This window comes from Dawidia cretensis (assembly GCF_018598175.1).
Classification (GTDB): Bacteria; Bacteroidota; Bacteroidia; order Cytophagales; family Cyclobacteriaceae; genus Ohtaekwangia; species Ohtaekwangia cretensis.
The window spans coordinates 63,646-76,595 of sequence record NZ_JAHESE010000002.1 but is presented as its reverse complement, the minus strand read 5'-3'; the positions used below and the strand labels follow the sequence as shown (position 1 = coordinate 76,595).

General features: G+C 49.1%; 8 protein-coding genes. 6 read left to right on the top strand and 2 right to left on the bottom strand.

Annotated features, from left to right (window positions below):
- The first annotated feature begins 47 nt into the window (after positions 1 to 47).
- Complete coding sequence (locus KK062_RS03935; protein WP_254082948.1) at positions 48 to 371, top strand: hypothetical protein; 324 nt, start codon at positions 48 to 50, stop codon at positions 369 to 371.
- Between the two features lie 295 nt (positions 372 to 666).
- Here the strand turns inward: KK062_RS03935 and KK062_RS03930 are convergent, their stop codons facing one another.
- Complete coding sequence (locus tag KK062_RS03930) at positions 667 to 1,578, bottom strand: PorP/SprF family type IX secretion system membrane protein (RefSeq protein WP_254082947.1); 912 nt, start codon at positions 1,576 to 1,578, stop codon at positions 667 to 669.
- Between the two features lie 457 nt (positions 1,579 to 2,035).
- On the opposite strand from KK062_RS03930, the gene KK062_RS03925 reads away from it, so the two are divergent.
- Genes KK062_RS03925 through KK062_RS30675 form a run of 3 tightly spaced genes read left to right on the top strand, consistent with a single transcriptional unit; the run spans position 2,036 to position 6,788 of the window.
- Positions 2,036 to 4,687 (top strand): PKD-like domain-containing protein, encoded by a 2,652-nt coding sequence (locus KK062_RS03925; RefSeq protein WP_254082946.1) that lies wholly within the window; start codon positions 2,036 to 2,038, stop codon positions 4,685 to 4,687.
- A gap of 60 nt (positions 4,688 to 4,747) precedes the next feature.
- Positions 4,748 to 6,604 carry a leucine-rich repeat domain-containing protein gene (locus KK062_RS03920; RefSeq protein ID WP_254082945.1) on the top strand — a complete coding sequence of 619 codons (1,857 nt, stop codon included), beginning with the start codon at positions 4,748 to 4,750 and terminating at the stop codon, positions 6,602 to 6,604.
- Positions 6,605 to 6,653: 49 nt separating this feature from the next.
- Positions 6,654 to 6,788, top strand: a complete 135-nt coding sequence (locus KK062_RS30675; protein WP_262899147.1) for a hypothetical protein — start codon at positions 6,654 to 6,656, stop codon at positions 6,786 to 6,788.
- A 24-nt stretch (positions 6,789 to 6,812) separates the two neighbouring features.
- Here KK062_RS30675 and KK062_RS03915 read toward each other — a convergent pair whose 3' ends face one another.
- Positions 6,813 to 7,448 carry a peptidylprolyl isomerase gene (locus tag KK062_RS03915; protein ID WP_254082944.1) on the bottom strand — a complete coding sequence of 212 codons (636 nt, stop codon included), beginning with the start codon at positions 7,446 to 7,448 and terminating at the stop codon, positions 6,813 to 6,815.
- A gap of 211 nt (positions 7,449 to 7,659) precedes the next feature.
- On the opposite strand from KK062_RS03915, the gene KK062_RS03910 reads away from it, so the two are divergent.
- A complete protein-coding gene (locus KK062_RS03910) occupies positions 7,660 to 11,013 on the top strand; it encodes a sensor histidine kinase (RefSeq protein ID WP_254082943.1) in 3,354 nt (1,117 codons plus the stop codon).
- Between the two features lie 302 nt (positions 11,014 to 11,315).
- Positions 11,316 to 12,902 (top strand): hypothetical protein, encoded by a 1,587-nt coding sequence (locus tag KK062_RS03905; protein WP_254082942.1) that lies wholly within the window; start codon positions 11,316 to 11,318, stop codon positions 12,900 to 12,902.
- Positions 12,903 to 12,950 lie beyond the last annotated feature (48 nt).

Below are 12,950 nucleotides of genomic sequence, written 5' to 3'. Positions count from 1 at the left end.
TGCTTCGATACACCTAGTAGTTCAAACCCATGGAATGATTTGGAAGGATGAGCATTACAGCAAAACTTACTGCATTTGAAAAACAACTGGAGCTAATAAAAGCTCCGGTTATTAAATATCTCCTACCTGGTCTTGCAAAAGAAGAGATCCATAGGCGATTCGCGACAACCGGCCTCACGCCAACTGACGACCTTGTTACATTGTATCAATGGCGAAATGGTCTTAGATATGACGACATACCGACCGGCATGTTGTTGTTCGGTATCGGAGGAGTTCTTCTCCCCTTGCAGGATAGTGTTACGATCTACAATCGCACCGATTTCGAACTTAAAAAAAACTATTTCCCTGTATTTCAGACGACAGCTTTCTGATCGATCTCGAAAAAACATCAAAGGGCTTTGGCAAGATATTCATTTACTGCCCGTCGCTCCAGATCCTGGAACCAACAAGCTATTTTGATTCGTTGGAGGCAATGATCGATTCATTCATCATATGCTTTGAAAAAGGAATATTCCACTATGACAGTGATGGCTTCTTCGAAAAAGATTATGACAAGAGCAACGTCATCATGAAAAAAAATAATCCACATTCGGATTACTGGCTTGGGATATGAAAATGATCGATCTATAACAATACTGACTTTGGGCACTTCATTCTTATCGGGAATCAAAGAAACCTGTACCCCAATATCACTTCAAAAGAAGCATTACCTTTCGCCCCCTTGTTTTCTGTAATCATGTCCGTTGCCAGTACCAATCGCAACGAACGATCCTTCAGTAACCGTGTTCCCATGAGCACGGAAAAAGCCTCCTCATGCCTGTACGAAATACCTCCTTCAAACAAATCCCGATATGTTCCCAGTGTATGAATTGCGAAAGTGGTTTGCGATGCTTCATTCATCAGCAGAAAGCCCGGCGTAACTTTCCAATTCTTATCTAGCTGAAAATGATATCCCCCGGTAATCGTGATTAATGCTTCATCCTGAACGTTTACCTGGTCGTAATCGGCACCGAGAAAATGAGCATAACTGCCGCCAAAGTAATATTTCTCATGATTAAGCCATACCCCCAACGAAAGATCGGGCTTTATTTGAGTGACAGCTCCTTCTCCCAGCAGGGCATCATCCGGATGTTTAACAATATAGTCATTGTAATCCATCGTCTTGGCCCGTACTCCTACGCCGGCGCCCAACCCGATGGTTCCCTTTTTAGTATATCGTATATGATACCCATACGAAACCTTCATATCGAATGTTTGTAGCGGACCCGCCTCGTCCCGGTACACCAGTAAGCCCAGGCCCCCGGCACTATCGCGAAGCTGCATAGATGCCGTTACCATTTGCAACTGGCTGGCTGGACCGCTTTTGCCATCTGAAAAGTTGTCATATTTGCGCCATTGCGAACGATGCGTGACGTCCAGGTGTGTACTGGAGTCTATTCCTACTGCAGCGGGGCTTAGCAACAACGGCTGCTTCATATAGCTGCTGATGACGGGGTGTTGCTGACAATGCGCTGAAATGGGAAATAAGCTGATAACCAACAGAGCCGAAACGAACAAACAGGGAACGATTGGCTTCATACACCAAAAACGATTTAAACAATTGACAATCATCGAGTATTTAATTAACGATAGAAGCTAATGTTATTAGCATACATGCTCAAAAGTCACAAAAAGTGACCGAATATACTATAAAATGTCACGTTATATGTAAAATAAGAACAACCAGTCCGAAAGGTATTATACTATATATTTCCCCAAAATTTATTTTACTAAAAAACCAAGGATATTATTTTGATAAAACAAAGTTATCCCTAAATTTATTGCGCTAATCAGTTATCAAAAAAAGACAGTTACTGAATACTATATTTTCAATATCCTATAACTAAGTTAAAACAGAACTAGCTATAAAGTTGGTGTAATCTTGCTACGGGGAGGTTTTTAGCTATTTCAAAAGATACCTGTCATAAAAAAGTCAACATGGCATTCACATGATATATTCCTAACGTTCTCTTACACAACCCCTAACCAATTTATTATGAAAAGGCTAATTCTACTTAGCGTGCTACTCATGGCAGGAATAATTCCTACGTGGGCACAACAACCCCCCGTCATCACGGCCAGGTTTCCTGGCAATCAAACATCGACTGTACTGGACTGCAAGTCGACGGCAACGGTAACTGTTACGTACACCGGTAATTACGTCGCCTCCGTCAACGGAGGAGCAATGATCGTAGATCCTTCCAACGGTAAGGAAGTTCCTATTCTTGTCACGGCGGCCTCGACCTTTCAGGTAAAGGCTTCCTTCGGCAGCGGCACAATATATGTCGCCGACCCCAACAACAGTCAAATCATTGACTCCGTGAAAGTGAGCGTGACAAACCTCAACACGCTGGTGGCTCCCGCCATTACGGGAAGCGCTTGTATCGCGTCCAACGGAAGCGCTCAATTCTCCATCGCTGTAGACCCCCGTGCCGGCAATGTCGAATATAGCTGGGTCATGGTGCAGGGAGGTGAGAATACACAAATCGTTGCTTCCACCCGGACCAGTCCGACGGTTACGGTCAATTCACTCAACGCCGGTACGTCTGTTATCCGTGTAACGGTAACCAACGATTGCTCCGGTGAGTTCTGCTCCTCTCCGACCCGTTCATTTATGATACGAAAGACATTATCGGCTACTGAACGTGCCGCGATCGAAATAACCGGTGCGGACTGTACCAGTGACGATGTGCTGGGCGAAGACAACCTCCTCGTATTGGCGGTACCTCCGGTGCTGGGACGCTGGGACCCCGGGCAATATCAGTGGAGTTTCCCCACCAACAAGCTTCGTCGGGAATTTCTCAGCGGTGATGGCAGTGCCATCGCGTTTAGGGTGCTGGACAATTCAACAGACATTACCGTGTCGCTACTACTGGGCCCGGCCTGTAATCCCGGGCTTACCTATACCCGCGTATTGCGTGCGCCGGCACCGGCTGCCCAGATAGGCACAGCCTCCAATGGCTATACGGCAAGTACTACGTTCTGCTTGCCTGAGAATAACACGACGACAGAAACCTTTCGCGTCCTGAATAATCCGTCATCGGATTTTCAGTATGAGTGGATCATTCCGGCAGCCTGGGAAATCCTCAGTACCAATGGACCCGACAACACCGAAGTCGTGATCCGTATGGCCAATACCAGCCCCGGAACCATCACCGTCAGAGCTACAAACGACGGCTGCGGCGATGAGCTGGCGACCCTCGATATCAACCGGTATCCTTCCACCGCCCCGCTTCTTGTAGGTCAGGGATGCTTAAGCTTTGGCAATCCAGAGCCCGTTCAATTCACCGTGGCCGGTGGCGACAATACCTACAACTGGAACGTCCAGGTAAAAGCGGCTAATGGAGCGCTCACGCCGGCCAACTGGGTTCCCGAAAGTCCGGCCAATGTGAACGGCGCTACCATTCGGTATATTCCCAATTTTACCGGTGTAGCCAATGGCAGCCGCTTCCTGGTCACGGCGGAGATTGTCGGGAACTGCGGAACGGGTACTCCCGTAACAAGCACGCTGGAAGTACCGATCGGGCCGGCTATGCCCCAACAAGTTACATCAACTTTTGGAGTAGTCGGAACTCCGTTGGTCAATGGCGGATCTTTATGCTACACCGCGGGCCAGCAATATATCCTGGCGTCTAATGTCGTTGACTTTGCCGAAGGCTATCTCTGGAGTATCTCCTCTCCCATAAATGGATGGACATTTTCTACCGTTCCGAATTCACGACAAGTGACCGTTACAGCCGGAACAGGCCCGGTAACCATATCGGTGATGGCCACCGCGTCCGGATGTACGACCAGCCACGCGCTGAGCTTTACGGCGAATATCAATCCGCCAAAACCGGGACCTATTACGCTTGTCTCCGCCGGTAGTGACTGTATTTCGCCCACGACTACTGCCGCCGTAAACTTCGCTGTTCCAGCGATAGCCGGAGCGACCTTCGAGTGGGTTTTGCCCGTCAATCATGCCGGAAGGTATCAAATACTAAATGGACAGAACACCAACCAGGTACGGATACAAATAGCAGCCGCTACTCCCACGACACCGTTACCGAACCCGCTGACCGTGAAAATTACATCGGCCGCTAATTGTGTTAATACAAGCGATGGATTCACCATTACCTATGGAAATGCTCCCAACCTGGCCAATGTTATACGGGCAGGAGATCCTTGTTTCTCCCGATTCGTAAATGCTCCCAGCGGCAACTACACCTACCAGTGGTATCTGAATGATGTCCTCGTAACAGGTGTCACTGGAAATTTCTATTTCGATAGCGATCCTTGCTTATTAAGGCAGGCGTTGAAACTGATCGTAACCGATAAAACCAACGGATGTTCCAGTCAAAAAATATTTTCGGGTGATACGGGCTGCTCTTGCCCCACGGGTCGGCAGGCCGGCCCCAGCATAGCGGAAACAGAATCAAAAAGTGTTTCGATTTCACCCAACCCGGTTTCCGATCAACTAAACATCGAACTTGGAGAAGGTACTATGAACCAACTCATACTCCTGGATATGGCGGGTAAAGAGGTCGTGCGGAAGAAAGCCTCCGGCAACAACTATATCCTGAACGTTCAAGGTATCAGTCCCGGAGTCTATCACCTGATCATACAGGGCACACCACGAAGCATTCATCAAAAAATTATCATTCAATAAAGTAAGTGAACGGTAGCGAGGTTTTCCTCGCTACCTTTTTACCGTAAATCCTGTTTTTTAATGTCAAAGTATTCTTTTTTTATTGTCGTTGGTTTTTGGGCTTGTATCACCGGCACGGCTTCCTCTCAAATTATCGAGCAGGATTCACTCGCGCTGGTGGCGCTTTATAATGCAACGAACGGCGCAGGCTGGAACAACAGTACAAATTGGCTACAAGGCCCCGTGAGCACCTGGTATGGCGTCGGTACCGTAGGAAATCGTGTCGACACGGTGGGCCTAGACAATAACGAGCTAACCGGTACCCTTCCGGCGGCGATCGGCTCGCTCACCTCGCTGAAAGCGTTATACCTGCAAAATCCCGGATTATCAGGACCTCTTCCGACGTCCATCGCGAATCTCGTTAGTTTACGTCGCTTCTTTCTCTCGGGAAACAATATACGGGGAAGCATCCCTACACAGTTCGGTGCACTGACAAACCTGGAGTCGCTGTCGATTTCCGGCACCAAACTTTCCGGCACCATACCCAACGAACTCGGAAACTTACGCAAGCTGGAATTCCTTTTACTGGTCCTAAACGACAGCCTGGAAGGTCCCCTTCCCGAATCCATTCTCAGCCTCCCCAAGTTGCGCTTGTTAGTTTTACTCAACACCAAACTTACCGGCAGTGTCATACCAACCGCCATCGGCAACGCTGCTGCGCTGGAGCAGATCATCGCTGCCTCCAGTGGGTTTGAAGGGGCAATACCCGCTGAGCTGACCCAGTTAACAAAGTTCGAACGCCTGGTCGTGGATGATAACAACTTCGACCAATTACCGGACCTGACGACTATGACTCGTCTTTCCCTCGTGTCGATCGCAAACAATCGTCTAACATTCGAAGATATAGAGCCGAACCTGGCGCTACGCAATCAAGGCAAAGCATTTCTATACACCCCGCAAAAACCGGTTTACGATATCCAAACCATTACGGCCAAAGCCGGCTCGCGGCTGATCCTTAAAAGCGAAGTAGGCGGCACAGCAAACAGCTACCATTGGTTTAAAGACGGTGCACCGCTGCCCGACGTCACCGGTGCCAGCCTCACGCTGAATGATCTTTCTGCCACACAGGCCGGCAGTTACTCCGCGACCATTACCAGCACCCTTGTTACAGACCTTACCCTGCAGCGAAACCCGGTGCAGCTTCAAGTGCTTGCCAACGAGCCTGTAAGCTTCTGCGGACAGGCAACACTGGACGCCACCCGAAACCTCACGAGCGCCACCTATACCTGGAGCACCGGCGCAACAACGCCTGCCATTACCGTAACAACGCCCGGAAATTATACCGTCTCCATTGAAACAGCGAGCTACACACTCGTAGAAACATACACCACTCAACCCGGTCGATCAGACCTGGTCAGTGGCAAGGATATAAACTTTTCTCTCGCAATTGCCGGACAAACGACTCCCGCCGGACAGGCTTTATTAACCAATGGCCCTGTTGGGTTCATGAACACATCGTCAGCAGGAACTGGTTTCACCTGGGATTTTGGAGATGGCTCCACCACCGACGAGGAGAATCCGTCACATGCGTTCACGAATCCCGGCACCTATGTGGTCCAGCTGACAGGCTTTGATGAAAAGGGTTGTGGAACTACCTATCAATACCCGGTAGAAGTACAGGAACTATTCGTTACCAATGCTATCACTCCTAATCACGACGGCGACAATGACCAACTCTTTGTTGAGCCGTTCCTATACCCGGCCAGCCTGAAAATACTGAATCGATGGGGTCAGGAAGTATTTTATTCACCTCTTTACCAGAATGATTTCACGGGCGCTGACCTCGCCGCGGGCGTATACTTTTTCGAGTTGAAGATCAGCGATGCTGACAAAAATGTAACCGGTAGCCTTACAATTTTAAAGACCCCAAATAAGTAATCCAATCTATTTCATGAGCGCAGTTAATCGTTCACCATTAACCCCTATTATGGGCAACAAACTCATTACACTTCTCCGGCGATTGTACAGGCAGACGGCCAACCCCGCGACCGGTAATCTGCGTGTGCGGGCCTACGATCGCAGTGCCGACCTCAGCGTGCCTAACAAAGAGAGTGTCGCCTAAAAATCAACTATACGGATAGCGGACCTATAGCATTACCTCCAGGTATAGTAATATCACCTTTTTATCAATCCGAGGCGGGTGCGTATTTTTCACGATGTAGTACCATTTACTTTCTGGAATATCGACTGTGTACACCTCGCCGGGTTGATGTTTTCTTACACGTTCTTCGAAGGACTTATCCATCATGCCCTCCTGAAACCATCCCAAATCACCACCTTTTTTATTGTTGCCATCCATGGAGAATGTACGGGCTAACACATCAAAATCTTCGCCAGCCTGAATCCGATTGAGTATGACGGTACGCAAGCTGTCGACCTGCCGCAGCGAAATTTTAGTATGATCTAAAAAAATGTATTGAACACGAAAAGATGTAATCGATTTATGCTCAATGGATTTGTAAAAATAGTGTGTTTGCTGGTGCTCTGCTGGAAACTCGATGATTTCGCCCAACGGCAGGGCAATCAGCTCGCGATCAGATTCTGTCGTATCAGAAGCAGCGTTGATCTCCAGGACCTGACCGGCTGGCGCGCCTTTGCCAGCGAGATATGCTTTCGCTTGTTTTTCGGTCTGAATCTTTTTCACCGCCGCTCTCACTTGCTCGAGTTGCTGACCGCTCGCAGTAGAAGCGACAAAAACGAATAAAACCAATAAAACTCTCATAAATATTTCTACTGCTAGTGCTCATGCACGACGCTACACGCAAAGATAAGACGAAAGTTTCGCGAAACCACTCCTCCTCCCGGCCTTCAAGATCGACCTTGCAGGCTTTTATTTTTCGTCGACTCCGTAGGCGCAATTGCAAAAGTACCATTCTCTATCTTAAATCTTTTTCATTATCTTAAATGATCTAAACGAGTGAACGAAACTGAAAATGCCAAGAATAGCCCCCTGGATACTTTGCCTGTTAGCCGTCTATATCAGTTCCCCCGCGCAGGTTCAGGAGTCAGCCGCTCAACTTTTCTTCAAACGGATATCGGTCGACAAAGGCCTGTCCCAGGCCACCATAAACGACGTCTGCCGGGATACGAAAGGTTTTGTCTGGTTCGCCACCGAAGACGGGCTTAACCGGTATGACGGCAACGAATTCCGGGTTTACCGGCATGTGCCCGGCGACACCACATCCCTGAGTCACAACGTCGTCCATTTCGTACAGGAAGACCCGCGCGGAAACCTGTGGGTCGGAACTGTTGACGGGCTGAACTACTTTGACCGTCATACCGAGACGTTTAAGAGCTACAATCTCCCTAACCGGCCCGGTACGATATACGTCAATGCCATTACCGACAGAAAAACAAACCGTCTCTGGCTGGCCGCAGGCGTAGGGGGAGTACGCTATTTCGATCTCACCACCCAGACCATTCACGACGTGGAGCATCCGGGACTGAACAAGATGGTTGTTTGGACAATTAAACAGCTCGGTGATAGCCTGCTCCTGGGCACGCTCGGCAGCGGCCTTCAGTTACTAAACCTTAAAACAAACGTTCTATCCACAGTCGCGGACTCTACTTACAACGTACGCGCAATAACCATCACGGCCGAGGCGATTTGGTATGGAACCGAAGGCAAGGGCCTTGGCAAAATAGATCGGCGCACACATGCCCTGCAGGGTTTCAACCGCGACAACGGGGCACTCAACAACGACAACGTATGGGCCATTGTTGAAACGAAGCAACACACCCTGTGGATTGGAACCGATGGCGGTGGTCTCAACATCATTACCGCAGCTGGAAAAAACATACAAACCTGCGTCTATTCCGAATTCGACGAGCGCAGCATCAGCGCCAACACCATACGGTCCATATACATAGAGCCGGAAGGCAGCGCCTGGCTTGGAACCTATAACGGCGGCATTAGTTATAGTGGACGTATGCCGATACAATTCCGCTGGTATAAAAAAGAATTCGGCAATAATAGTTCTCTTCTGAACAACTCTGTCACTGCCATGGCCGAAAGTGCCGACGGCACCGTATGGATCGGAACGGACGGTGGCGGACTGCACAGCTTCAAAGACGGTATCGTTAACCGCATAGCACTACCCGCGCCGTTCGAAAATGTAAAGGTCGTGATCTCTCTCCTCGCGGACGAAACCGGGTTGTGGGTCGGAACATTTCAGGAGGGGTTGATCCACCGAAACCCGCAAGGCCAATGGCGACAGTATCGCCACATACCCGGAAACAATACGTCACTATCGGACAATATCATTTGGACCCTGGCCAAAGACCCTTCGGGAAACCTGTGGGTTGGAACCGACCGTGGTATCAACCAGTTCGATGCCACCCGAAAAATTTTCTATAGTCTCAACAACCTTCCCCCCGGAAATATCCGGAAGATCTTCGTGAATGGCCAGGTACAAAGCATACTGTTCGCCACCGACTCCACGCTCTGGGTCGGCTCCTATGGAAGCCTCACCGTATACCACCCCGCTACCGACAGTGTGTTCGAAATACGCACGCAATTGCCCGGAGTACGAAACCTACGCATAAAAGCCATGTTACAAGACGGCAACAGCATTTGGATCGGAACCTTTGGCAACGGGCTGCTTCGTTACGACATAAAAAACCGACGGTTATCTGCACTGGATGAACCCGACGGGCTTCCGAACAATGTGATCCTGTCTATTGAAAAGGAAGACAATCACAACCTCTGGTTAAGTACAAACAAAGGGCTTATCCATTTTAATCTGTCCGATACTGCCTTCACCACATTCGACGCTAACTATGGCGTACAGGGGATTGTATTTAATCGCCGCGCGTCGATCAGGCTCCGGGACGGTCAGTACATGTTTGGTGGCTCCAATGGTTTCAACATCTTTACCGCGGAGCCTTTCGATTTCAACCATGCCGATTTGCATGTCGCCTTTACGGACCTGCTGCTGGCAAACAGCCGTGTGAGGCCTGGAAGCAGGCTACTGCCCCAAAGTATTACCGAGGCCGATGCGATAACACTGCCCTATCGCGACTCGCATTTTATCACCTTCACCTATTCGGCACTGAATTACGTCGCTCCCGACCGTATCCGGTACAGCTACAAGGTTGACGGCTTCGACACCACGTGGATATCCGCCATGGGTCACAGCCTGACGTTCACGAACCTCGACCCCGGCCGCTATACCTTGCGTGTACGCGCGTCGTACAACGGTCGGGCTTGGGGGCCACCGGCAACCATCACCATTCACGTGCTCACTCCCTGGTGGCAAAGCCTCTACTTCCGGCTTTTGTTTCTGGGCACCATCATATTGCTCGTCTACGTTTTTTATAGGTATCGCGTGCGCTGGCTCCAGGCGCGCAAAAAAGAACTTGAGCACCTCGTGAAAGAACAAAGTCGTGAGATAACCGATCAGAACAACCACCTGGCTGCCCAAAATGAAGAGCTCCTACAACAGAATGAAGAGGTCTCGGCGCAAAAAGAAATGATTGCTTCACAATACGTCTTGCTGGAAGAAACGCAGCAAGAATTACAGCACATCAACGAGTCGCTGGAAAGCCAGGTACAGCAGCGTACGGAAAAACTCAACGAGACCATCGTACAACTTGGCAAAACGATAAAAGAGCTCGATGCTTTTGTCTATAGCGCGTCGCACGACCTGGTCGCGCCGCTCAAATCGGTGCTCGGTCTCGTAGACCTGGCGCGGCTTGAGAAACCGGGTGAAGAGCTGTCGCTATACTTAAACCATATCGAGATCAGCGTTGGGAAACTCGAGAACGTCATACAAAGCATGATTCAGCATTCCCGTAATACGAGATTCGAGATCACCCATGAAGCAGTTAACATTCACGACCTGATACAGGAATGCATCGCCGACGTCAAATTTATGCCAGGAGCCGAATCTGTTATTTTCCAGGTGGACATTCCTCCGCAGCAAATTGTATACAGCGATCCGCGCCGTCTCAAAATCATTTTTGACAACCTGATCAGCAACGCTATTAAATACAGGGATCCAGACAAGGACACAAACACTATTCAGCTTGGTTTCGAACGCGAGACGGCATTCTGGAGGCTGAAAATCCGCGACAACGGCATCGGCATACAAAAGAAGCACCTGAACCGGATCTTCGAAATGTTTTTCCGCGCAACCAACCGCTCACAGGGCTCGGGGCTCGGTCTATACATCGTACATGAAACGGTAAACAGGCTCTATGGCGAAATTGACGTCGACTCCGAGTTTGGAGCGTGGACGCGCTTTGTCGTTACGATACCCCATGACGAGGAGTATGTGGCGCACTAAGACCTGCTCGCTGCGAGACGGACTGCATCTCAATATGATTTCAGAAAAACACCACCTTAATTCTAAGGTATCTACGTATCTATAGCAGGCGTCTGAACAAATTCAGGCGTAACGATCTCATGAGGCTTCTACCGCCGAACGCTAATTAAGCCATAATTAAGTAGTTATTAAGTAGGGCCACTTACATTTATTCATTATGCAAACGTTAGCATAAGCCACTTGTGGCTTATTTCTGAGTGAGTCGATCATGATGCGCACATGATACGATCCGCTCCATTATGCAATCTAAAACCAATCTCGTAATGAAGACAAAAAATCAAAGCCAGTTTGTAAGCAATGCCGTTCGGTTCAATATGAAGCACCTTCTTGTCATTGCCATCATGTTCGTATTCAGTAACTGCTCAGAAGATCACATTAAAAAGGATTCTGTTTCCAGTGAAGAAACAGTAGCCCATGCAGAAGGAATGGGGACTGCCGCAGCCTCGCCTCCCGGAGATGTCGTCGGTAAAATTACAGTGGGCTATCAAGGATGGTTTGCCGCGCAAGGTGATGGGTCGCCGATTAACGCATGGTGGCATTGGGCCTTGAATTGGGGGCAAGCTCCATCCAACAGTAATAAGGGGCTCAAAGCATGGCCTGATGTAAGGGAGTATACAACAACCTATCAGACAGGGTATCCCAATCTAAACGGCGGCCAACCAGCGCGGCTATATTCCAACTGGAACCAGCAAACTGTCAATACACATTTTCTATGGATGCAACAAAACAACATTGACTGTGCCGCGTTGCAACGTTTTAATCCTAACACAGCGGAAGGCCCTACCCGCGACGGCGTGACCACCCGGGTAAGAGCTGCTGCCGAGACGTATGGACGCAAGTTTTACATTATGTATGATGCCACCGGTTGGACAAATGTCCAGTCAGAGATCAAAACAGATTGGACGAACAAAATGCAAACACATACCAGCTCGTCCGCTTACGCCCGGCAGAATGGACTTCCGGTGGTATGTATCTGGGGATTGGGATTGAATGATGCTGCGCATCCGGCTACTCCTGCGGCAAGCCTCGACATCGTAAATTGGTTTAAATCGCAAGGGTGTTACGTCATCGGCGGCGTACGGCGTGAGTGGCGTACAACAGATCCTCAATTCCTACCTTTTTACAATGCGCTCAATATGATTTCCCCGTGGCTGATTGGCGCTGTCGGCAATGTTTCGGATGCTGACAATGTTTACAATAATTACATGGTGGGCGATCAGGCTTATTGCAATTCGCACAACATTGACTATCAGCCCTGCGTATTACCGGGCGATCTGTTAATTCATCAACGAGCCCACGGCGATTTGATGTGGCGCATGTTTTACAATGCCGTACGCGTTGGCGCCCAGGGGATTTATATATCCATGTTTGATGAATACAACGAAGGCAATCAGATTGCTAAAACGGCCGAAAATGCCTCCATGATTCCCGCTGGTTCGGGATATTTAGCACTGGATGAAGATGGCACACCTTGTTCTTCTGATTATTATCTCAGACTTACAGGGGATGGCGGCCGAATGTTGAAAGGTCAAATTGCACTTACTGCAACACGGCCAACGCCAACGATCATCGGCGGTAGCGGTGGCGTAGTATTCTACCAGGATTATAATTATGGCGGAGCCGCAAGCCAGAGCTTACCGATTGGTAACTATACACTATCTCAACTCAATGCAAGGGGTGTGCCGAACGATTGGGCATCATCTGTTCGAGTACCCGCAGGGCGAACGCTCATCATGTACTCGAATGACAACTTCTCTGGCACTTCCTGGACCAGAACATCCGATACACCTAACTTTGGCACACTAAGTCCAAATGCCAATGACCAGGTATCCTCCTGCAGGGTTCAATAAGTTAGTCCTTGTTGGTTGTAAAGCAATATTGAGAAGTCAACCCAACAA